The following is a 24,290-nucleotide window of genomic DNA, read 5'->3' on the forward strand; positions in this document are numbered from 1 at the left end:
AACTTTATCGTTATATAAAAAAATATTAGAATATTATTGTACTAATATCATACAGAAAATATATGGTAGATAAGCTAAATAATAATTTGAATTTTAAATCTAAAGAAGTTAAGAATTCTTTAGATTTGAATAATTTACATCTCCAAGATAATAAAATACTTGAAATTCAGGATAATAAAACCTTTGAAAACACTAATAAAAAACCTTTAGAAGAATCTAAAGAAAAAGAAATAAATAATTTGAAGGCTAATATTAAGGAGTTAAAGCAGCAAAAACGTATATTAGAAACTGAAAAGAAAAGTTTAACAGAAAAAAACAATGGTTTGGTCAAAGAGCGCGAGAGTAATTCTCAAAAGCTTTCTCTTATAAAAGATGAAAAAGAAAAAAGTATTCGTAATATTAAACGAAGCTTAAGTATAGGCGCAGTGTTTACAGTGCTGTCATTTGCTTTCCCACCTGTGGGTATAGCGGGATTAATAGCAACATCATATGGTGTCAATCGAGTTATAAAAAATAACAATGAATTGAAACTTGAAGCAAATATTGAAACCGAAATAAAAAAAATCAATGATAATATTTTAAAAAATGAGTTTGAAGTAAGTAACATTGGTAATTTAGAAAAGGGAATAGATAAAACTCTCGAAAATTTAAATGATCAATTAACTGAAATAAATAAAAATATTCTTGAGCCTATAAAGCCATTACATGACATAGAATCTCAAAATAATCTAGACAAATCATCTCAATTAAAAAATTTAGATAAAAAACAAGATAAACATATTGAAAGTAATATCGATGAAAAACAAAACAACGCTTTTAAAGGAATAGAATTAGATAAAGAAGTTCAAAATAATAAAGAAGAGAAAAAAGAAGTAAATCAAATTTCAGAGAAATATATTGAAAGAGATCAATACAATACCACAGAGCATAATTTTGAAACTGGCGCTCAAAAACTTATTAATTCAGAAGAAAGAGAAATAACTGCTAAAAAAGATATAGAAGAACACAAAAGTGAAAAGCCTCAAAAGCAAGATTTAAATGACGACTTACCAAAGCTTTCCTCAAAACCAAGTGCTCTTGAACAAGCAAAAGAAGCCGCGCGAGTAGCAAGCGAGAAAGGTATAGAAATTAAAAGTGGAGGTTTAGATAAACCACCGGTAAATGTTAATTCAGAGAAGCTACAAGAAAAATCACAAATTTCAATTACAAATAAGGGTTAAATTATGAAGGGTTCAGATAATAAAGAAGAAAATAACGAATTAGCTATAAAAGCTAATGAATATATGCAGTTGGTAGAACAAAATAACATGCACATTGCAAAGCTTAAACAAGAAAATGAAGAGTTAGGTAAGAAATATGAATCAATTAACAATCAAATGGCTGCGAAAAGAAAAGAGATAGAGAATATAAAAAGTGGCGATGAAAAATATGCAGAAAGTGTAAAAAGCGAATATTTAAAAACTAACCTTAAAGATACAACGAAAGTAGATAAATTGCGTGAATCTTACGATGCTGATGTAAAAAAAGCTGATAAAATGCTTAATATTGCAAGTTTTATGCTGAAAACATTTATTCTGGCTCCAATAGCGCCTATTTTTGCAGCTATTAGTGCTATATTTAGAATAAAGAGTAAAAATACACTTAAAAAAATAATAAAAAATAATGGTAATAAAGTTGAGAATGAGAATTTGATTGAATCAACTGAGGAAAATGTAAAAAAGGAATTGCAAAATATTTACGCTAATAATAAAGAATTGCAAGAAATGGAAAAACAATCTGAAATGCTTCAACAAGAGTCAACTTTCATTTTAGATAACATGCTTATGAATACAAGACACCAAGATCGGTTAAAGGATGAAAACAAAATTATTAAAAATGAGCATGATAAGGTTTTAGAACAAATAGTGCAAAAATCTAATATAAAAATTGATGGTTCAGTAGCTAAAGAGGGTGATAAACTTCCGACTAATATTAATCCAAAAAATATTATAAAACCAATTCAAGAAAGATAAGATAGGGTTTATTTTAAAACTTTATCCAGAACAGCGTTTATAAAACCTATTTCATCATTATTATTTAAAAATGAAGAGGCGATATTAGTATATTCATTTATTAAAACTTTTCTTGGAATATTTTCTATAAATGAATATTCACATAAAGCTGTAAGTATTATTGCTTGAGAAATTAAATTCTGTTGTTCTAGTTTTTTCTTAGGTAAATAATCTTCAATAATAAGTTTTTGACTTGTTAAATTAAGAGTTAAAGCTTCAATTAATTTGTTAAAATAACCTATATTAATATTTAAATCGTTTTCAATTTCATTGTTTTGATAAAGGCTTAAAAGTTTTAATGGAGTTAAAGCATTTTCATCAATTAATGTAGCAAATAAATATTGAACAGCGGCAAGTCTTGCTACTGATTTTTTTACAGGTAGTTTTTTATCTTCTTCGGTACTCAAATTAAATCCTCTTAAATTAGTTCAAGTTTTCGTTTCAAATTAATCATTGCAATACAAGAATTAGCTGCCCAACCGCCTTTATCTTTTTTGCCTTTATCTACTCTCATTAGAGCTTGTGCTTCATTTTCAACGGTAATTATACCGTAACCTATTGGGATATTGTTTTTAATAGCTATTTCATTTATCCCTTTTGCACTTTCTTCAGTAATGTAGTCATAGTGAGATGTTTCACCTCTTACAACGCATCCTAAAGTAATAAATCCATCATATTTATATTTACTTGCAAGAACCATAGAGATTGCGGCAGGAATTTCAAATTCACCAGGAACTTTTATAATATCGTATTTTATATTTTCTTGTTTTTTAAGATATTCTATTGCTCCTTCCACTAACATTTCAGTTATATTTTGATAAGACTCAGCTGCAATTATTAAAACACTAGTCATTTTATCTATCTCCTTTTACGTTTATGGAAATTAGGGATTTAGTTATTGTTATTACGTACCTTTTAAGGCAGTCTACTAATTTCTCAAGACTAAACAATACTTTTATCTCCCCTATATATAATTTTAACAGAATTTTAGGGTTACTTCCATACTCATATAAGCTAGAGCGAATAACTATTTTTGGAATATAAAATTTCTTAAAAAACATATAATTAGATATTGTTAGGAGCTTAACATCGATTAGTACCCTATCATGTATTAGATATTTTAAAGGTGAGTTAGTGAACGTTATTTCGTGCATTAACTTCATAATTACTCCAAGAAACAGCAAATTTTATAGTTATATATCACAAATAATCCTTATTGGCTAGTAACTAATAAGATTAGTTTTAATAATTTGTAAACTATTGATTTAACTATAGTTGCGTATAAGTTAAATAATTAATTTACATAAGGTTAAGATTATGTTAGTATATAACACAATTTTAATAATTATGGGTAAAAGATGAAAAAACATAATTTTGTTTTTACGAATGGTTATGATGTAAGTGATGGTGTAGAAACGGATGCTTTTAAATTTTCAGGAGATAAACTAGCGAATGATTTAAAAGCCACATTAAATAAATATAAGAATGTTGATACTTATTTTTTGGGTGATAAAGAAAATGGCATTAAGCCTAATGACCTATACTCATTAATTGAAAAACTTGCCAAAGAGGCAGGAGAAGTGACATTTTTTCTTTCAGCTCATGGAACGGTTATTGATGGCCATCATTGCATTCAATTAGAAGAAAATTACATTATTAGAACTAAAGCAGTATTGGATTATATAAAAGAGCAATTCGGAGAAAGGGATTTTAATATAGTAATTTCTTCATGCCATAGCCCACATTTAGCAAAAGATTTAGCGCAAATTTTCCCTAACAAAGGTAACGTGTTAATACTTGCTTCAGAAGAAGAGGGATTTGCAAATAATGCAGGCGCATATTTTTATAAAGCTAGTTTAATAGATTATTGTAAAACATATAATCTTTCCGAAAATTTAGATTTTGATTTTAAAAAATCAACGCTTAGCTATATTCATAAGCTTGCTGATACTACAGAACATACTGGCGGGAGTCCTATCGATAATTTTCTGGTAAAAAATATTTTAGGATCTTTACCGATCATATATGAATCAGGTAAACCTATTCATGATGTTAATAAAGAAGTTAAAGATGCATTATTAGGAAAGATAAATTTAAAAAATTACCAGGCAGAAGTAGAAAAAATAAAATTAACATTAAAGCATATAGACGATCATTTGGAGCATAATGAATCTGTATATATGAAATCCTTTCTTTTATCTGAAGAAGATAGAGAGAATCTTCTTAAAAAAGAACTTGAAAGTGCGATAAATTCTTTTAAATATCCAGAAGGGGTAAGAGAGTATCTTGAAATTGATAAAGCGTTTAATCGTGAAGAATTTACTGTAAAAATAAAGGAAGATTTTGAAGATGACGAAGATTCAGATTTTATTGATAAAGTTATAAACGCAAATACAAGCATATATAACAAAGAACAATTACAAGAAAAATTTGTTTACGACAATATCGATAAATTTTCCAATTCAGATTATTACTACCACGTTACTAAATTTGAATTGCTACAACAACAAAGTATTATATTTACTGAAAACAGAGTAAAAATAGGTGAGTATGTGGCAATGGAAGATTTAGGAATTCCAAATATTTATCAGGACTATAATCTACAAGTAGCGTAATTTTTTATAGTGAATAAATTTTATTCGCTTAATCTGGATTATTTGACAAAAGTTAAAGCTTAGTTAAATTATAACATAAAATTAATATTTAATAGGTTTAGGTATGAAAAAACATACATTTCTTTTTTTTAATGGTTATGACATAGAAGATAGTGCAGATATTTATGGACTTGAAGCAAGGATTTCTTCAACTGAACTAAATAATAAGTTAAAAGAAAATATTAGTAACTACTCAAATGTAAGTGCTTATTTCCTTGGAAATGAAAGTAAGGGTTTTACTTTTAGTCAAATGCTGAAGTTCTTAAGAGTAGTTAAAGGTCAGCAAAGTGACTTTACAATTTTTGTTTCGGCACATGGTAGCGTTACAAACGATAAGCATAGTGTACAAACAAGTGAAAAAGAATCTTTATCTTCTAGTGCTCTGTTAAAAATACTTCATGAGGCCTTTACAGGATACAACTATAATATAGTGCTTTCATCATGCTACAGTCATATTTTAACAAAAGAATTATCTAATCTTACTTCACCTTTTAAAGGGAATGTTATTATTCTTTCATCGGAAGAAGAGAATGAAGCTACAGATTTTGGTGCATATTTTTATAAATTAGCATTAATAGATTATTTACAAAGCGGTTTACCTAAAATGCTAGAAGAAAAATCAGATGACACAGGAAGCCCTACCAAAGATTTAGTAGAGTTTGAATTTGATTTTAATAAATCTGTTTTAGAGTACATTCGTAAGCTTGGAATGAATGAATCGCTATATGAAAATAATGAAAATTTAGATTATTTAGTTAAAAAAGCGTTTGGATCTTTGCCTATAATATATTCATCAAATAATTCAGAAATCCACGACTTAAACAAAGAAGTAAAAGATATATTTTTAGGTGATAAAGAAATTGATCCTATAACTCAACCAGAGGCTTATAAGGCAAGGCAATCGATTGAAAAAATAGAAAGCATTATTGAGGAAAGACAAGCTCATAATAAAAAAGATGGTGAGTTACCTCTTAACGAAAAGGAAGAAATTTTTAAAAAACAATTAGAAGGTACTATAACTTCATTTGAATATCCTGAAGTCTACAAAACTTTATTGAAACCTAATCTCAGTCTTAATCGAGAGGAATTTACTAAAGATTTTAAAGAAAATTATGAAGATGAAGAACCTGACTTATTTGAAAATATGCAAGTAAATATGAGATTAGATAAAAAATCAGAAGATAGTGAAAATGAACTGTATCATAAAATTGATAATTTATCAGATGCAGATTATTACCGTGAGGTTGAACTTTACAATCTCTTAATACAAAGGGAGATTATATTTAATGAGAATAAATTTACAGTTGCTGAATACGTAGCAATGGAAGATTTAGGTCTTCAAGAAATTCATCAAAATTATAATCAAGTAGCATAAACTAGCTTGATGATGTAGGGAATCCATAGTTATAATATGGGTTTCCTAAATTTAAGTTATTTTCTTTTATAGCTCTATAAAAGTCATAATGGATCTGACTTACAATAGCGCTTCTTGACATTGGTCCTGTAATATTTACCCAAAACTGAGCTTTATATGTAAGAACGCCATCATTTAATGATGATAAAAATACTTGAGGAAGAGGTGTTTTTAAAATATTTTGGTTAGCGTATATTATATCAAATAATAAATCTTCAACTTTTTTAGGGTCGTTATCGTTTGGTAAGCGAAACTCCATAGCATGCCTTACCTTTCCTTCTTCTGTTAATGTAAGATTGACAATAGTTTCCTGTAGTAAATCACTATTTGGTACAATAATATCTATATTATCGCCAGTTAGAACATGAGTACATCTAGCTCCAATATTTACTACTGTTCCTATTATTGAAACTGGTTTTTGCAATTCAATTATGTCGCCAATTCTAATTGGCTGTTCAATCATTATTATAAGACCGCTAATGAAATTTTCTAAGACTTGCTTAGAACCAAAACCAAGACCAATTGCAAGTGCGCCTCCAACAAATGTAAAGGCTTTTAGAGGAACATTTGCTATATCCAGTACTAAAAAAGATATTATGAGAATAAATATATAATAACTAATTTTTTCAATGACTTGTGCTACGTTCCTTTCAATATGAAGCATTCTTACAAAACGTTTTCTTACAAGTCGGCTTAGTGACTCCGCAACTCTAATACCAAAAAATAACAGTGCAGTTGCAATGATTATATTTGATAAAGAAATTGTTTGATTATCGGAGACATTTATTAATGGATAATGCCAGATACGATCAAGAATTCTTACAGTATAAGCAATTATTTCACTTAAAGTTAAATTGTCCGGTAGATTAAATAAAACATCATGTAATGTTTGATTGTTTTCTAAAACTTTCTTTACCATTAATCCTCACCTATTACTAATCCCAGTGCGCTTCTGGTGGAAGCGACATTAAAATTGCTTCTGTATTACCACCTGTCATCAACCCAAATTTTGTTCCCCGATCATAAATTAAATTAAACTCAACGTAACGGCCGCGTTTAATTAATTGTTTCTTCTTTTCTTCAGAACCATAAGGATCAAACATATGTTTTTTAACAATTTTAGGATAAATTTCTTTAAACCCAATTGCAACTTCTTTAGTAAAATTAAAATCATTTTCAAAATTACCTGTGTTTAAATAGTCATAAAATATTCCACCTATTCCTCTTGGTTCATTGCGGTTTGGGAGAAAAAAATATTCGTCACATTGTTTTTTAAAATTAGGATAATAATCGGGGTTATATTTGTCGCATACTTCCTTAAAAGTAGCGTGAAAATTATTTTTATCTTCTACATCTATAAAAATAGGGGTTAAATCAGCTCCCCCACCAAACCAAGTTTTAGTAGTGCTAATATATCGTGTATTCATATGCACAATAGGAATCATTGGAGATTTAGGGTGAATAACTAAAGATACGCCGGTTGCAAAAAATTTTGGATTAATTTCTGCTCCTGGTATTTGTTTCCTAAATTCTGGCGAGAATTCTCCCCATACTGCCGATACATTTACCCCGCCTTTTTCAAAGAGGTTACCCTTTATAATTGATATTTCACCACCACCACCTTCATTACGTTCCCAAGGCTTAACTTGAAATTTACCTGGTATAAGATTGTTAGCTACTGAGAATTCTTCCTCTAATTTCTCAAGAGATTCTCTTATTTCATTTCTAATATTTACAAACCATTCGTAAGTAATTGTTTGTTGTGTATCTAATTCGATTGAAGATGTTATCATTGTAATATGGGTTTTTATGTTATTAATTAGATAAGTTTAAAGCTACATATTAATTTTGTCTAAACATTAGATCGTTCATTAATTATTTGCAATATTTTTTACCCTTAAAAATAAAAACCTTTGAATTTATTTTATAAAGATGTAAGGTTCATTTAAGCTATAATAAAAACAAAAATGTTTATGGAAACAAGGCTAGTTGCGCCTGCGAAAATTAATTTAAGCTTAAATATAACTGGTAAGCGTAAAAATGGTTATCACGAGCTTCATTCAATAGTTGTATTTGGTGTTGTAAGTGATGAAATTATTATTCTACCTTCTAATAAAAATGAACTTAAAGTTGAAGGTCAATTTGCTTATCAAATTTCAGATGAAAATATAATTACAAAATGTTTAAACTTAGCTAAAAAAAAAGGTGCAGAAATTACCCCCTATAACATTACTCTAAAGAAAAATATTCCAGTTGGTGCAGGTTTAGGAGGCGGAACTGCTGATGCTGGGGCTATTTTAAGATATATAAGCAGTGCTTATAAACAAATATTTTCTCATGAAGAAATGGCATCAATTGGGGCAGATGTGCCAATGTGTTTTACTAATTCTCCTCTTATAGCTGAAGGAATAGGAGAGAAAATAACGCCTATTCAATTAGGTTTTAAATTATATATAATGCTTATAAATCCAGGAATATATATTTCTACGCAGAAAATGTATGATTTAATTAAGGATTTTAATAAAATAGAAACGAAAATGGATATTGATAACCTTGAGATGTTAGTAAATTATCTAAAGGTCTATGGAAACGATTTTTTAAATATTGATAATTCAAATATTAAGGAAATAAAAAGAATAATTAAAGATATTGAAGCTCTTCCTGGTTGTGTCTATGCCAGTATGACAGGAAGTGGTTCAACTTGCTTTGGGATTTTTAAAAATTTAGAAGATTTAGAAAACTCTTACTTGCAATTTACGAAAAACTTTCCACAATACTGGTGTAAAAAAGGAGTGATTTAGACTTTATTAATCACCAGAAGTTATGTTAAACTAATTTTAAGTCATTTTAAGGAGATTTATATGGCAGTTTTAGTAGGTAAACCAGCGCCTGATTTCACAGCGAAAGCGGTTATGCCAAATAACGAAATTCACGATAATTTTAACTTACATTCATATTTAAACGGTAGAATGGGAATTTTATTCTTCTATCCGCTTGATTTTACCTTTGTATGTCCATCGGAAATTATTGCTTTTAATAACCGTCTTGGCGAATTTACATCTCGTAGAGCTGCGGTTGTTGGAATAAGTATTGATTCTCACTTCTCTCATTTAGCGTGGAAAAAGACACCAGTTAATAAAGGTGGTATTGGTGATGTTCAATTCCCTCTCGTTGCTGACTTAAAAAAACAAATTGCAAGAGATTATGATGTTCTTATTAATGAAGAAGTAGCTCTTCGTGGTACTTTTTTAATTGATAAAAAAGGTATTGTTAGACATCAATTAATTAATGATCTTCCGCTTGGAAGAAATATTGAAGAAGCAATTCGTATGATTGATGCTTTAACATTCTTTGAAGAACATGGTGAAGTTTGCCCAGCTGGTTGGAATAAAGGTGCTGAAGGTATGAAGGCAACACCGGAAGGTGTGGCTGATTTCTTAGCTAGTAACGCAGAGAAACTTTAGTTTAGTAAAAAAGGCCCTGAAGAAGGGCCTTTTTATATTAAAACCTTACAAGATTTGTTAAAGCTTTTGTAGTTTCATCAATTCCTTTACGTATTTTATCACTATTAGTAAATTGCTTAACTGCTAATGTACCTACAACAGTACCTATAGCAAGTCTAACTGGGTTAACTCTTTTTCCGACAAGATAAAATGTATATGCAGGCAATAACGAACCAATAAAAGAAATTAAGCTTAAAGCTTTTTCTGTTTTTGATGGAAGCTCAATTCTTGTTTCAGCTTTTGAAGGATCTGTATGAATAGCTTTGTTGTAATCTTTAAATAAAGAAATATTAAAAGGTACTGGAGCAGTATGTTTATTGTTACTAAGTAAATCACTGGTTACTTGAAATATAGAAGTAGCTGTTAAATTGAAAAATCTATATTCAGGAAAAGCGTAAAGTAATGATAAAGAAAGTAAACCTACAGTTACATTTAAAAAACCTGAGTTTAATAAATTGTAAATACTACCCACACCAGGAATTAAAGCAAAAGATTTAGCAAGATTTATGCCTGCAGCATCAATTAATTGAGTTTTATCTTCATCCTTTTTAATACTAGTGTTGTGTTTTTCATAAAGCATATTTTTTAGCGTTACTGCTGTTGATAAAAATGCAGCAAATGCAAGTAAATATCGGCTAACTGAAAAAAGATTAGCATAAGAAACTTTATCAAGATTTCTATTGATAAATCTTTCATAATTGTTGACGTATGATAATAATATTCTCATATAAACTCCATAAAAATTAAGTCTTTACTATTAACATAAATTTACCTTAAGTCAATAAAGTTAACTTATTGTTAATAATAATAAACCAATAATTTCTTAATATAACAATTGTTTTTAAAGCTTATTTCTTATATAAATATTCCATAAATATTTGAGGGAAATATGAGCCAACATCACAAAACTAAAGTTCTTATAATCGGATCAGGACCTGCTGGTTATTCAGCGGCAATTTATGCAGCTAGAGCAAATTTAAAACCAATTTTAGTAAAAGGTATGCAGCCGGGTGGGCAGTTGACTATTACAACTGATGTAGAAAATTATCCTGGATTTGCTGATGTTATTCAAGGTCCATGGCTTATGGAACAAATGGAAAAACAAGCAATTCATGTAGGAGCAACTCTTGTAGAAGATCATATTAAATCAGTAGATTTTAGTAAACGTCCTTTTATCTGCTTAAGTGAATTTGGTTATACGTATGAGGCTGAAACAGTAATTATATGTACAGGTGCTCAAGCTAAATGGTTAGGTCTTGAAAGCGAAAGTTATTTTCAAGGTTTTGGTGTGTCCGGCTGTGCTACTTGTGATGGGTTCTTTTTTAAAGGTAAAGAAGTGTTAGTTGTAGGCGGTGGTAATACTGCAGTAGAAGAGGCTTTATATCTAACTAATTTCGCAAGTAAAGTTACCTTAATTCACCGACGTGATAGTTTAAGAGCTGAAAAAATATTACAAGATAGAATGTTTAATCATCCAAAAGTAGAAGTAATTTGGGATAATGTAATTGAGGAAATAGTAGGCACACATGAGCCTAAATCAGTTACAGGCGCTAAGATTAAAAATATAAAAAATAATCAAATAACAGATATTAAAGCTGATGGAATTTTTATCGCAATAGGACATAAACCAAGTACAAATATGTTCTCTAACCAAGTTAATATGGATTCTGAAGGTTATATTATTACGAAACCAGGAACTGCTTCTACAAATATAGAAGGTGTTTTTGCAGCAGGCGATGTGCAAGATAAAACATATCGTCAGGCGATTACTGCCGCAGGGACAGGTTGTATGGCAGCGCTTGAAGCGATCCGTTTTTTAGAATTGAGTCACTAAAAACAAATTTTTAAATCTTATAATTGACACTGATTTATTTATAAAATATTTTCAAGCTTAATTTGAATTAACTTAATAAAAACTTTTTGTTAAATATAAGCAATTGATATTTTGGAAATATAATGAATAATGCTCAAATACTAAAAGAATTTGAAGATGCAGAAGCTATTTTAAAAGGACACTTTATTCTTTCTTCAGGATTAAGAAGTGATACTTATTTACAATGTGCACGCGTTCTTATGAACCCTAATAGAGCTGAAAGGCTTTGTAAGGCATTAGCTGAAAAAATAAAATCTCAATTGTCTAATTTAACTATTGATATGGTAGTTTCACCTGCAATGGGTGGAGTAGTTGTTGGATTTGAATTGGCAAGGCAGTTAAATGTAGAGTCGCTTTTTTGTGAAAGAGTAGATGGAGTGTTTAATTTACGCAGAGGTTTTAATATACCAAAAGGAGCAAAAATTTTAGTAGTAGAAGATGTAGTTACTACTGGTAAATCTTCAATTGAAACATTTGAATGCATAAAGCAAAATGGTGGAGAAGTTGTAGCAGAAGCTTGTTTAATTGATAGAAGTAATGGTAAGGCAAATCTAGGTGTACCTTTAATCTCTTTAATGCAGCTTGAGGTGGCGACTTACGATCCAAATAATTTGCCAGAACATCTTAAAAATATTCCAGCTATTAAACCAGGAAGTAGGCCAACTCCAGCTATATAAATTATTTTATAAGGTTTAATTTTAGTAAAATATCCTTTACTTCTTTAGGACCATTTGCTTGATAAGCATTAATACCAAATTCTTTGGCAGTAGATATATTTTTTTCAATATCATCAAAAAAAATGGTTTCTTCTGGGATAATATTATTTGTCGTAAGCAAATATTGATAAATCACTTTTTCAGGTTTTAGACTTTTAGCATTATAGGAAATAATTATATCAGAAAATTTACTGCTAATATCCTTATAATTTTTATAAAAATATTCTATAAAATTTGGAAAATTATCGGTTAAACCGTAAAGTTTATAATTATTATCTTTTAATTGGTTTATAAGTTCAAAAGCTCCGTCAAGGGGTGCAATCTTTTTAGGTAAAAATTCTTTTATATAAATTTTTAATTTTGTCTTATTAATTCCAGTAATTTCATTGTAACTATCAATTAATTCTTTAAAGGTTATTATGCCTCGATTATATCCACGCCAAAGCTCACTTCCTTTATCGGAAAAATGAAGATCCATACCGCGAGGGTCATCAAAAAAATATTCTTTAATAAAATTTTTCGGATTCCATAAAAATAAAATATTGCCAAAATCGAATAATATATTTTTTATTTGAGTCATAATAATTACTCCTTTGTCACTATATAAATAGTAAGAATTACTGATAATATAAAATTAGTGGGATAATTATAATTATACTCTTATCCAACTAGAATTACATCATTATTTTCGGGTAAATATTCAGCTAAAGAGGGTAAAGTGTTATTAATATCAACTAACTCTGCATTTGAACCCTCATAAGTAAGATTAATGTTATTATTCTCTAACTGAAATTCTTGAGTGTTAGAGTTTTCTAATGCAATTTCATCATAATTTTCTAAAGTTGAAGTATAAAAATTTAATATACTAGTTGAGGGTTCTTCTTCTTTAAACATATCAAATAAAAGCTCATCTTTTTGATTTTGATGATATTCAGCTAATTTTTCTTTAGTAACTGCTATTTGAGGTGTTGAAGTACTATTATCGGATAATTCCTTACCATTATCTAATTCCTCAAAATCCTTTAAATGGGTTATAATTTCTGGTTTAAAAGGGTTGTATTCATGTTTTGTATTATCATTCCAGATAACCATTTTTCCTGTTAAAGGATTCAGAACTATTTTAGAATCTACTTTTATTTCACTAGAATAATTTTTATCTAATTCTCTTTTTATATAAGTAGGGTTTTTATAAAATTGAATAACTTTATAAGAGTTAGAATTTAATGCTTGAATTTTATAAGCTCCATATATGTCATGAGACGATATTTGGTCTAAAGCAAATTCATGCTCTCCTGCAGTTAACGCATCATAACTTAGCATAGCAATTCCCTGCTGACCTGTTTTTGGATGAATTTCTAAAATATAAGATTCACCCGACCTTTCATATGGATTATTAACGCTAAATCTAAGAGCAACTCCTAAATGATAGCTAGTTGAAGTAACTGCATTATAATCAGTTGTAATATTACCTGAAAATTTATTGACTACGTGAAAATCTAAAAAGCTGCCATGTCCTTTAATGGGCCTGTGGGTGGTATTAAATATATTATTTATATCAAAATCTTCAGGTAATAATAATCCACGCCATAACACTTCATTGCCATTAAAGGTAATTTCTTCAACGTTATTAAATAATTTTATTTCATTCGCTATTTCATTATGAAGGGAAGCGCATATTAAATCATCTACTTTATATTCAATAGACGATAAGTCATTTTCAGCTAATTTAAATCTTTCCACAATTTTACAAAGACGTGCAAGTTTAACTTCGTCTAAGTGAAAATTTTGTTTTAAATGTGCTTCAAATTCTTCTTTATTATAATTTTCTAAAATAGAAGAAAAATTTTCTTTATTTTGATATAGTTTTATTAGTTCATCTTTAGAAAAATATTTTTTAATACGGTTTAAAATTAGAGTTTCTCTTAATTGTTTAGCAGAAGAAATAATTTCACTTTCATTGCTTTTTAGTAATGTGTTTTTAAATATATTTTCTAAAGCTTCTTTTACGTTTTTTTGCTCAACATCCGATAACTTAAACTTTGAATCTATTTTTATAAATTCATTTGAAGCAGCTTTATTTGCGCCAAAATAGATTAGCGATTTTATATATTGATTATTTTTTATTTTTGCTAGCTGGTTTGGTAATTTATGAACTCTAGTATATTGGTTAAAATCTAATTCGTAATACTTATTAGGATCATCAACAAAAGATTTTAAAGATTCATTAAGCTCTACTTTAGCTTTGTAATGTAAAATGTTTACCATTGCTTGATAAATCATTGGAGTTGAGGTTTTTGTAATCTCAAAATTTTTATCAGAATTTCTTTCTAATATAGTTGTAATGCGATGTATCAAATTTTCTAATAAATTATTAAAAATTAAAGGTTTAGTGTTTTGTTTTGAAACTTGAGGTAATAAATTTTCTTCATCTCTTGGAATATCTTTAAAGATTTCAGAAGTATTATTAAGTTTTAAATTTAAAGGATTTTCACTTTGTCGGTTATCATTTTGAATCTTAAGTGATTTGATGTTTAGTCTTTCAGTAAGATTTTTTATATGTTTTATTTCAGTTTGTGAGGTTAAATCACTGAAATCTATAATATCTTCATTTAATATTACATTATTATTATTAAGTGTTTCAATCATGCATTTACTACTTTCTTAATATTTTTTGTGTATTGTATTAATTCATAGTAAATTTGTCAATGTGTCGCTTACGATTTTTAAATTTATTATAATGTGTAGGTGAGGCAATAAAATATAAGCTTTTGTATTTTAATAAAAAATATAGGGATTTTATTGAATAAAATCCCTATAAAATAAGGATTTAAGCGTCTACCTCTGCTAATGAGGCATCAGTATCAGTAAAGATACTTGAAGCGGTAGATTGTTGTCTAATTTGTGTTTCTATTTTCTCTAAAAGATCTGGATGTTCTTTTAAATAAACTTTTACATTCTCACGACCTTGACCTATTTTCTCGCCGTTATATGAGAACCAAGAACCTGCCTTCTCCATAATACCTAATTTGACGCCAATATCTATAATTTCTCCAAGTTTAGAAATACCTTCTCCATACATGATATCAAAATCTACGGTTTTAAATGGAGGTGCAACTTTATTTTTAACAATTTTAACACGGGTTTGGTTACCAGTAATTTCTTCTTTATCTTTTATCGCACCAACTCTTCTAATATCCATACGAACCGAAGCGTAGAATTTTAACGCATTACCACCAGTTGTAGTTTCTGGGTTTCCAAACATTACGCCAATTTTCATTCTTATTTGGTTAATGAAAATAATGGTACAATTAGATTTAGAAATAGAACCGGTAAGTTTACGTAGTGCTTGGCTCATAAGTCTTGCTTGAAGACCCATATGTGAATCACCCATTTCACCTTCAATTTCTGCTTTAGGAACAAGTGCAGCAACACTATCTATAATAATCAAATCTACAGCGCCTGAACGTACAAGTGTATCAGCTATTTCTAATGCTTGTTCACCTGTATCAGGTTGTGAAATTACCAATTGATCAATATCAACGCCAAGCTTTCTAGCATATACTGGATCAAGAGCATGTTCAGCGTCAATAAATGCGCATGTTCCACCTAACTTTTGTGCTTCAGCAATAACGTGTAATGTTAATGTTGTTTTACCAGAGCTTTCTGGTCCAAAAATTTCAATAATTCTTCCTTTAGGTATCCCGCCAACTCCAAGGGCTATATCTAACCCTAATGAACCAGTTGGAATAGCTTCAACTTCAATATGTTCGCGCTGGCCCAGTTTCATTACTGAACCTTTACCAAAGGCTTTTTCAATTTGACTTAAAGCCGCGTCTAGTGCTTTCTGTTTATCCATAATATTTTCCTAATTATTTACTTTCAAGAACATCTTTAACTTTTTGCGCCAATTGTTTTAGATTAAATGGCTTAGCTAGAAAATGGAAATTACGGTTATTTTCGCCATATGTTTCAACAAAGGCATCTTCGCCATATCCAGATATAAATATTACCTTAATATCAGGGAATTGTCTAGTGACTTCTTTAATCATTGAAGGCCCATTTATGCCTGGCATCATTACATCAGTTATTACTAAATCAATTTGACCATTAAGCTCAATTAATTTCTCTCTTCCCTCAATTCCAGAAGCAGCTTCAAGTACTTCATATCCTTTACTTGTAAGAGCTTGTGCGGCAAACATTCTAACTGCATCTTCATCTTCAATAATTAAAATTTGACCAGTACCTGTTAAATCAGGTGGAGCAAGTTTTTCGTCTTCTTTTAAATGAAGAACTTGTTCACCTTTTTCTGGTATATATCTAGGTAAATAGATGTGAAATTCAGTACCAATATTTTCTTCGCTTTTAACGTATATATAGCCATTTGTTTGTCTAATTATTCCATACACCGTTGCAAGCCCAAGACCAGTGCCTGATCCGACTTCTTTAGTAGAATAAAATGGCTCAAATATTTTTTGTATTTTACTTTTTGATATTCCACACCCTGCATCTTTAATAATAATTCTTACGTAATCTCCATTTTCAATTATTTCATCATCACTTGGAGGAATAAAATCATCGGGAATAGGGTGTTCTTTATCTAAAGTAGCATTTTCAGTTTTAATTAATAAAGTACCACCATTTTTACTCATAGCATCACGAGCATTCACAGCAAGATTAATAATAACCTGTTCAAATTGTCCTACGTCTACTTTAGTAAGCCATAAATTTCTTCCATGATAAATTTCAAGTTTTACGTTATCACTCATTAAACGATTAATAAGGCTCGCTATTTCGTCAAGTGGTTCGGTGATATCAATTATTTCAGTTTGTAATGTTTGCTTACGAGAAAACGCTAGTAACTGGCGTACAAGTCCTGCTGCTCTATTTACGTTTTGACGAATTTGCATAATTTCGGGAAAAGAGGTATCACCTGGTCCATGTTTTAGTAATAAAAGATCACAAAAACCTATCATAGCGGTAAGTAGGTTATTGAAGTCATGAGCAACGCCACCTGCTAATTGCCCAATTGCTTGTAACTTTTGTGAATGAGCAGTTTGTTGGTCTACTAAAATATTTTCTATTTTATTTAAATATACAATAAATACTTCTTTATTTTCTATTCTTATAATTTCTTCTTGAACGCTCGGTTTTACTATAAAGCAATTATAATTTTTACTATTAATAGTAATTAAAATATTTTTAATATTATTAATTTTTGAATTAATTAAGCTAGATAATTTTTCTTTTACTTCTTTGGAAAATAAACTTGTTAAATCATTTTTTTCGGTAATATTTTGTTTAAAGAATGAATTTGCGAGTATAATATTTAAATTTATATCAATAATACAAACAGCTTCTTTATTATTTTCAATTATTGCATGTAGTAATTTTTCTGAATTATATTGCTCTTTATAAACATAATAATTATTTATATCTTCTACAGAAGATGAAAAAAGAGGTTTAAATTTATTATTCTCAGCAATTTCTTCTGAATTTAATGAATTAAAATAACTAAAATCTTGGCAAAATTTATTAGTAAATGTTATTTCTTTATCTTTATTAAATTTAACTACAGGTAACTGTATTTCATTAAGTAAATGAACTGCCGACATGTAAAGGTTTTTACTTAATGAAATTAATATTATGAGATTATTATTATAATTTATTTTTTTTAGAGATAGATAGTAAGTATCATTTTCTGATTTGAAATTTAAAGTATTTGCTTCTTCATTCTTAATAAATTTTTTTAATTTTTCAAAGTCGTTTATATCAATATTATAAATGTCTAAAATATTGTTTAGTTCAAGAAGTTTATATTCCGTTTCAGGATATGTAAATAAAACATCTAATGTAGGTGTTATAAATAAAACTAATTCGTAATTGTCTTGAATAAAATTTGTAATAACATCATTTTTAATTTTCAGTAGATTTTGTTTAGAAGTTATAAAATATATTATAAGGCAGTTGATAACTCCTAAGAAAGCAATGCAAAATAAAATAATATAATTATTTAAGTTACTAGCAGAATTAGAATTTATTATTATTATTTTTTTAAAGAAGAAGATTGCACCAATAATTATATGCATTAAAACAGTAATGCTAATAGCATTTATATTAAAATTGATACCATTTTTCTTCATACTTGTTTCCGTTATTCTGTAATGAATAGATATAATTAAATACGCATCATTTTTTGAAAAAGCAAGTCTAGTTAAAATTAATTAATTACGCCACATTTAAATAACTATTTTTTATTTCTTTTTTAGAAAGGCGATAAAATTTCTAACACTTGAGTTCCATAACGTGGCTGTTGAATTTCACTAATGCGGCCTCTACCACCATATGAAATTCTTAATTCTGCTATTTGATCAGAAGAGATGGAATTATCAAGGCTAATATCTTCAGGTCGAGCTATACCTTCAACTCCAATTTCTCTAAGTTCATAGTTAACTCTTATCTCTTGTTTACCATTAATTACTAAATTTCCATTAGGAAGAATTTGTGTAATCATAGCGGCTATTTGGGTTTGTATAGTTTCTTTCCTAGCAATTTTTCCTTCTCCACTATGATTGTTTGATCCTGCAATACTTGTAGCAGTATTTAAATCAACGGGTTGATCTCCTGGTTTAGGAAGAACACTTCTTACTGCTTTTTCAAAACCGAAAATATTAGGCATTCCTAAATTCTCATTAGTATTTCTTTTTTGTTCGGTTTTATTATCAAGATTTGCTTTATCTTCAATTTTTATATTAATTTTTACAATGTCTCCAACTCTTCTAGCTCTTTGATCTCTAAAGAAAGATCTACTACCAGATTCCCAAAGAGAATTATGATTCCTAGGAGCGAAGCTTGCTAAATCATTTGTGTCACTGTTATTTGGATATTCTACTTTTTTATAATTAGGTGAGTTTAACGGCATGTCAGTGTGATGTAATTCAGGCGCTTTACCAATTCTTTTTAATCGTTCACGGGTGTCAGTACAATTGACAATAGTCAAAGTTATTAGAGTTAATAAAGTAAATTTTAAACTATATTTTATTCTCATTGTAATACCGCTGTTTTGTTATCTTGGACAATAGCACTTATTACTATTCCACTACGATTATTTTTAACTTTTATAACATCGTTAACAGCTCCATTTTCAAGAGCGATGCCAGACATTTTTATAACTAAACCATTTCGGTTATATAAAACATTTATTAATTCATTTTTACGAATTGCAGTGGGCGTATATAATTCTCTATAATAAATTGTTTTGCCATTTTTAATATTAATTTTAGCCGATTTACCTATTATATGAGATTTTTCAGTAATGATATTTCCATGTACTTTGTTAGATGGGAAGTCTATTAAGGTAATATCTTCAGATCTTATAATTTCATCTTTTTGTATATCTCGAGTAAGAGTTGGAAGCAATACTCTAAAATTAAATCTACCTTGATAAAGAAAGTTTTTTTCATTAATGCTAGTTAGCGCTCTAAAACCATAAGATTTTTGATCGATTATAATATTTTTTACACAAATATTTGATGTGTCTTCACTATAATTTCCTAATCTGTCTAAATAAATATCTATAGCTTGAGGAAATACTTTTTGAACTTCTTCCGCAATCAAACTATTTAATTGTTTTACATCACTAACAATCATTAAACACGAATCATCAGCACGTGAAATTTTAAAAAGTAATGATAAAAATAAAAAAGTTAAAAGTAAAAGTTTCATATTAAAATATTATAAAATTATATCCTTTTTTATAATACTAGAGAACTTTACTTTTAATTGAAAGCTTATTTTAAAAATATTACTAACAATTGCAATTTAATTGTTAGTAATATTTTTATTAGGTTATTTAACCTTTTACTTGATTTGCTGTTCTCATCATTTCACTTGCAGCCTGAATGAATGTTGAACAAAATTCATATGCTCTTTGTGCTCTAATTAAGCTTGTGATTTGAGTAACTATATTTACGTTAGAAAATTCTAACCATTTTTGTTTAATTGTTCCCATACCTTCTGTTCCTGGAAAAGCGGCAACTGCTTCGCCTGAAGATGGACTTTGTTTTAATAAGTTATCACCAATTGACTCTAAACCTTTTTCGTTAATAAATCTGTATAATTGAAATTGACCTAATAATTGAGGATCTTCCTGATTAGGTAACTTAGCAAATACTTGACCTGATTCGTTTATTTCTAAAGAAATTGTTTGATCCGGAACAATAATACCAGGGCTTACAATATATCCAGATGAAGTAACGATTTCACCATTTTGGTTTACGTTAAAAGCACCTGCTCTTGTATAAGCAAATTCTCCGTCAGGCATTTCAATTCTAAATAAACCGCGCCCGCGAATTGCCATATCAGTATCATTCGCTGTTTCTTGTAATTCACCTTGAGTATTAATACGGTAGATGTTACCACTATTAACGCCGTGACCAACTTGCATCCCTGTAGGTATTGTAGTTCCCACATCAGAAGAAATTAAACCAACGCGTTTTACGTGATCATACATTAAATCCTGAAATTCAATACGCTGTTCTTTGTAACCAATAGTTTGGCTGTTTGCTATATTATTGGAAAGCACTTCAATGTGTTGCGCATATGCTTGCATTCCCGATGATGCTATATCCAAATTAATCATATATTTCTACCTTTCTTATTGTTGTTTACCAAAAACTTTAATTGCATTTTTTTCCATATCATCTAATGAATTCACAAGGTTAGCTAATGTTCTTACATCGTTTTGAGCATCAACTAGTGAAGTCATTTCGGTTATTGAATCAACGTTGGATAATTCTAGCATTCCTTGATACACTGCGTATGTTTCATTTGGTGTTGGAGGAACTAATGCTTCATATAAATTGTTTCCAACTTTTTCTAACAAATGTTCGTTTTCAAAATACGCTATACCAAGTTGCCCAAGCTGCTCTTCTCTAAATGTTACTGAACCATCCTCTCTTATTACGATATCTTCTAATTTCATTTCTTCTAAATTTAAAGTGATCGCTTCACCGCCATTATTTAATACTGGATAACCTTGTGAAGTAACTATTTGACCTGTAGCATTTAAGGTAAAATTACCAGCTCTTGTAAATCTTTCACCCATTGGAGTGTTTACTCTAAAGTAAAATCCTCTACCTTTAACCGCTACATCTAAAGTATTTTCAGTTTTAGTATATTGTCCTGCTCTATGAAGTTTAACAACGCTTGCTACATCTTGGCTAAAGCTAATAATGTTATTATGAGTTGCATTGTGTAAATATTTATCAAATACAACTTTCTCAGATTTAAATCCTGGTGTATTTGCGTTAGCAACATTATTAGATAATACTTCTACTTTACGGAATAATCCGTTTTGTCGTGTTAAAAGTACATAGTTAGTATTATCAAATGCCATAAAATTCCTTCAAAAATATAACATAATTAATATAAGCAAAAAACGTGCCAAACATAAAAAATTTTATAAAAAAACAATAATTTGGTAAAAATATATTTTAGTTTGCATACCCATAGGGGGTATGCTATGATATGTTAAATTAAAGAATTTAAGGAAATGTTTATGAATGATATTGTTTCTCACCATCCTTCTCATAAGGACGAATTACTAAGGATAAATAAGATAAAAGGTCAAATTGAAGGAATAAAAAAAATGATAGAAGAGGGCAGGTATTGCCCTGACATTATCATTCAATTAAAGGCTGTTAGATCTGCAATAAAAAATGTTGAGCTAAATATTTTAGAAAAGCATTTAGATAATTGCTTAGTTAAAGCATTTGATTCCAAAAATTATGAAGATGATAAAAGAAAAATATCCGAGATCAAAGATTTAATTAAAAGATTTGAAGATAAGTAATTAAAGGAGTTATTTATGAGTCAAGATAAACATCCAGCTTCTACTCACCATAAAAATCATAATTGTTGCGAAGTTAAAAAAGCGCATACAGCAAATTCTTTAGATAATGAACAATTAAGTACAGTATTTACCTGTCCTATGCATCCGGAAATTAGGCAAATGGGTCCAGGTAATTGCCCAAAATGCGGTATGAGTCTTGAACCTGAAACGATGACCAATGAATTACCTGATGATGAATTAATTTTGATGACAAAGCGTTTAATAGTTTGCATTATTTTTTCACTTCCTCTGACATTAGTCGCAATGGGTGGCCATTTAATTTCAATCTCAAATAAATTGTCTGCTTTACTTCAATTAATTTTTTCTACTCCAGTAGTATTATGGGGCGCTTGGCCGTTTTTTACCAGATTCGTTCAATCTATCACAAATCGAAATTTAAATATGTTTACCCTTTTAGGTTTAGGCATTGGAGTTTCCTACTTATATAGTTTAGTAGTAACTTTATTTGGAGATAGGTTTACTTCTTTAAATCATCAAAATGTATATTTTGAGGCAGCTGGTGTTATAACAACTCTCGCACTGCTAGGCCAATTTTTAGAGCTAAAAGCTAGAAAATATAATAGTAAAGCCATACAAGAGCTTTTTAAGTTAGTTCCAAAAACAGCTAAAATTATTGAAGAAGATAATACTGAAAGTGAAGTAGCATTAGAAGATATTAAGGTAGGTAATTTAATTAAAATTCACCCTGGTGAAAAAATTCCAGTTGATGGAATAGTAACTGCTGGGGAAAGTTTAATAGATGAATCAATGCTTACCGGAGAGTTTATGCCTGTAAGTAAAGCGCTTAATGATAAGGTTATTGGTGGCACTTTAAACACAAACGGAAGTTTAATAATAAAAGCTTTACATGTGGGAAAATCAACAATTTTATCACAAATTATTGAAATGGTATCAAAAGCTCAACGCAGTAAAGCTCCTATACAAAAAATAGCTGATATAGCATCTTCGTATCTTGTTTCAATAATAATTTTAATCGCCATAATTACATATTGTGGATGGTATATTTTTGGCCCTGAGCCTAAATTAACATTTAGTTTATTAAATAGTATAGCGGTTTTAATAATCGCTTGCCCTTGTGCATTAGGCCTTGCCACACCAATGTCAATTATTGCAGCAACCAGTCAAGGAGCAAAAGCTGGCATAATTATCAAAGATGCCGCAACGTTAGAAATGATGGGTAAAATTGATACTATAGTAATGGATAAAACTGGTACTTTGACCGAAGGTAAGCCAAAAATAACATTAGTTAAATCTTTAGGTAATTTTAGTGAAGATCAATTAATTTATTATGCAGGAACTATAGAACAAAGTAGTGAACATCCTCTTGCAAAAGCTATAATTAACAAAGCTAAAGATAATGGTATTAATTTAGGAGAAGTAGAGAATTTTAAAGCTATTATAGGCCAAGGTGTAAGGGGGCAAGTAGACGATTTGAGTATTTCGTTTGGTAATTTAAAGTTATTTGATCCAAATTTAAATAATTTTTCATCACTAGAAGAAATGTTAAAAAGTATTCAGGATATAGGACAAACAACAATGTATCTTGGTATTAATGATAAAATAGAAGGAATTTTGGTTGCAACAGATCAAATTAAAACCTCAAGTTTTAAGCTTATACATGATTTAAAAAATCTTTCTATAAATATTATAATGCTTACAGGGGATGAGCACAACGCGGCATTAAAGATAGCTACTCAATTAGGGATAACAGAAATATTTGCAAATGTAAGTCCTAAGGATAAATCAAATGTAATAAGAGAGTTACAAATAAAAGGCAAAAAAGTTGTGATGGTAGGGGATGGTATTAATGATGCAGTAGCCCTTGCGCAAGCTGATGTTGGTATATCGATGGGTACAGGAACGGATGTAGCTATTGAAAGTGCAAGTATTACTTTACTTAAAGGTGATATGAGTGGAGTTTTAAAGGCTTATAAATTAAGTAAAGCAACTATTCTTAATATTAAACAAAACTTATTTTTTGCGTTTATATATAATTTTCTTGGAGTTCCAGTAGCTGCCGGATTGCTTTACCCATGGTTTGGTATTTTACTAAGCCCAATTATAGCAAGCCTTGCTATGGCCTTTAGCTCAGTTTCAGTAATTCTTAATGCTATTAGGTTAAAAAGGGTGGAATTATAGCTATTAAATCACTACTAAATAATAATTAAT

General features: G+C 29.1%; 23 protein-coding genes. 10 read left to right on the top strand and 13 right to left on the bottom strand.

What is annotated here, in order from left to right:
• The first annotated feature begins 62 nt into the window (after positions 1–62).
• Positions 63–1,220 (top strand): hypothetical protein, encoded by a 1,158-nt coding sequence (locus tag J0H68_08515; GenBank protein ID MBN8828735.1) that lies wholly within the window; start codon positions 63–65, stop codon positions 1,218–1,220.
• Positions 1,221–1,223: 3 nt separating this feature from the next.
• Complete coding sequence (locus tag J0H68_08520; GenBank protein MBN8828736.1) at positions 1,224–2,012, top strand: hypothetical protein; 789 nt, start codon at positions 1,224–1,226, stop codon at positions 2,010–2,012.
• A gap of 8 nt (positions 2,013–2,020) precedes the next feature.
• Here J0H68_08520 and J0H68_08525 read toward each other — a convergent pair whose 3' ends face one another.
• Positions 2,021–2,458 carry a hypothetical protein gene (locus tag J0H68_08525; GenBank protein ID MBN8828737.1) on the bottom strand — a complete coding sequence of 146 codons (438 nt, stop codon included), beginning with the start codon at positions 2,456–2,458 and terminating at the stop codon, positions 2,021–2,023.
• Positions 2,459–2,469: 11 nt separating this feature from the next.
• Positions 2,470–2,904, bottom strand: coding sequence for a 6,7-dimethyl-8-ribityllumazine synthase (locus tag J0H68_08530; protein MBN8828738.1), 435 nt, complete (start codon positions 2,902–2,904; stop codon positions 2,470–2,472).
• Positions 2,905–3,409: 505 nt separating this feature from the next.
• On the opposite strand from J0H68_08530, the gene J0H68_08535 reads away from it, so the two are divergent.
• Both J0H68_08535 and J0H68_08540 read left to right on the top strand, forming a co-directional pair.
• Entirely contained in the window at positions 3,410–4,666 is a 1,257-nt protein-coding gene (locus J0H68_08535) for a hypothetical protein (GenBank protein MBN8828739.1), read from the top strand.
• A 103-nt stretch (positions 4,667–4,769) separates the two neighbouring features.
• Positions 4,770–6,080: a hypothetical protein gene (locus tag J0H68_08540; GenBank protein MBN8828740.1), complete on the top strand. Its 1,311-nt coding sequence runs from the start codon at positions 4,770–4,772 to the stop codon at positions 6,078–6,080.
• Position 6,081: 1 nt separating this feature from the next.
• Here the strand turns inward: J0H68_08540 and J0H68_08545 are convergent, their stop codons facing one another.
• Positions 6,082–7,038 carry a mechanosensitive ion channel gene (locus J0H68_08545; protein ID MBN8828741.1) on the bottom strand — a complete coding sequence of 319 codons (957 nt, stop codon included), beginning with the start codon at positions 7,036–7,038 and terminating at the stop codon, positions 6,082–6,084.
• A gap of 16 nt (positions 7,039–7,054) precedes the next feature.
• The gene (hemF, locus tag J0H68_08550; GenBank protein MBN8828742.1) at positions 7,055–7,897 is read right to left on the bottom strand and encodes an oxygen-dependent coproporphyrinogen oxidase; all 843 of its coding nucleotides are present in this window, start codon (positions 7,895–7,897) and stop codon (positions 7,055–7,057) included.
• Positions 7,898–8,092: 195 nt separating this feature from the next.
• On the opposite strand from hemF, the gene J0H68_08555 reads away from it, so the two are divergent.
• Complete coding sequence (locus J0H68_08555) at positions 8,093–8,920, top strand: 4-(cytidine 5'-diphospho)-2-C-methyl-D-erythritol kinase (protein MBN8828743.1); 828 nt, start codon at positions 8,093–8,095, stop codon at positions 8,918–8,920.
• 60 nt (positions 8,921–8,980) lie between these two features.
• Complete coding sequence (locus J0H68_08560) at positions 8,981–9,583, top strand: peroxiredoxin (GenBank protein MBN8828744.1); 603 nt, start codon at positions 8,981–8,983, stop codon at positions 9,581–9,583.
• Between the two features lie 37 nt (positions 9,584–9,620).
• Here the strand turns inward: J0H68_08560 and J0H68_08565 are convergent, their stop codons facing one another.
• Entirely contained in the window at positions 9,621–10,349 is a 729-nt protein-coding gene (locus J0H68_08565; protein ID MBN8828745.1) for a hypothetical protein, read from the bottom strand.
• 162 nt (positions 10,350–10,511) lie between these two features.
• Here J0H68_08565 and trxB point away from each other — a divergent pair, with 162 nt between their 5' ends.
• Complete coding sequence (gene trxB / locus J0H68_08570; GenBank protein MBN8828746.1) at positions 10,512–11,456, top strand: thioredoxin-disulfide reductase; 945 nt, start codon at positions 10,512–10,514, stop codon at positions 11,454–11,456.
• Positions 11,457–11,578: 122 nt separating this feature from the next.
• A complete protein-coding gene (locus J0H68_08575) occupies positions 11,579–12,172 on the top strand; it encodes an orotate phosphoribosyltransferase (GenBank protein ID MBN8828747.1) in 594 nt (197 codons plus the stop codon).
• 1 nt (position 12,173) lies between these two features.
• Here J0H68_08575 and J0H68_08580 read toward each other — a convergent pair whose 3' ends face one another.
• The 8 genes from J0H68_08580 to J0H68_08615 all read right to left on the bottom strand — a co-directional run bounded on the left by J0H68_08580 (position 12,174) and on the right by J0H68_08615 (position 21,605).
• Positions 12,174–12,791 carry an HAD family phosphatase gene (locus tag J0H68_08580; protein ID MBN8828748.1) on the bottom strand — a complete coding sequence of 206 codons (618 nt, stop codon included), beginning with the start codon at positions 12,789–12,791 and terminating at the stop codon, positions 12,174–12,176.
• A gap of 80 nt (positions 12,792–12,871) precedes the next feature.
• Positions 12,872–14,857 (bottom strand): hypothetical protein, encoded by a 1,986-nt coding sequence (locus J0H68_08585; protein ID MBN8828749.1) that lies wholly within the window; start codon positions 14,855–14,857, stop codon positions 12,872–12,874.
• A 181-nt stretch (positions 14,858–15,038) separates the two neighbouring features.
• Positions 15,039–16,067, bottom strand: a complete 1,029-nt coding sequence (gene recA / locus J0H68_08590; GenBank protein ID MBN8828750.1) for a recombinase RecA — start codon at positions 16,065–16,067, stop codon at positions 15,039–15,041.
• Between the two features lie 13 nt (positions 16,068–16,080).
• Entirely contained in the window at positions 16,081–18,351 is a 2,271-nt protein-coding gene (locus tag J0H68_08595) for a response regulator (GenBank protein MBN8828751.1), read from the bottom strand.
• 122 nt (positions 18,352–18,473) lie between these two features.
• Complete coding sequence (locus J0H68_08600) at positions 18,474–19,256, bottom strand: flagellar basal body L-ring protein FlgH (protein MBN8828752.1); 783 nt, start codon at positions 19,254–19,256, stop codon at positions 18,474–18,476.
• A complete protein-coding gene (flgA, locus tag J0H68_08605; GenBank protein MBN8828753.1) occupies positions 19,253–19,933 on the bottom strand; it encodes a flagellar basal body P-ring formation protein FlgA in 681 nt (226 codons plus the stop codon). The genes J0H68_08600 and flgA overlap by 4 nt, the downstream gene beginning before the upstream one ends.
• Positions 19,934–20,060: 127 nt before the next feature.
• Positions 20,061–20,849 (bottom strand): flagellar basal-body rod protein FlgG, encoded by a 789-nt coding sequence (gene flgG, locus J0H68_08610; protein ID MBN8828754.1) that lies wholly within the window; start codon positions 20,847–20,849, stop codon positions 20,061–20,063.
• Positions 20,850–20,864: 15 nt separating this feature from the next.
• Entirely contained in the window at positions 20,865–21,605 is a 741-nt protein-coding gene (locus J0H68_08615; GenBank protein MBN8828755.1) for a flagellar hook-basal body complex protein, read from the bottom strand.
• 162 nt (positions 21,606–21,767) lie between these two features.
• Between J0H68_08615 and J0H68_08620 the strand changes: the two genes are divergently transcribed.
• On the top strand, positions 21,768–22,061 hold the full coding sequence (locus J0H68_08620; GenBank protein ID MBN8828756.1) for a metal-sensitive transcriptional regulator: 294 nt from the start codon (positions 21,768–21,770) through the stop codon (positions 22,059–22,061).
• 138 nt (positions 22,062–22,199) lie between these two features.
• Positions 22,200–24,260, top strand: coding sequence for a copper-translocating P-type ATPase (locus tag J0H68_08625; GenBank protein ID MBN8828757.1), 2,061 nt, complete (start codon positions 22,200–22,202; stop codon positions 24,258–24,260).
• Positions 24,261–24,290 lie beyond the last annotated feature (30 nt).

This window comes from Sphingobacteriia bacterium, assembly GCA_017304685.1.
GTDB lineage: Bacteria > Pseudomonadota > Alphaproteobacteria > Rickettsiales > 33-17 > JAFKLR01.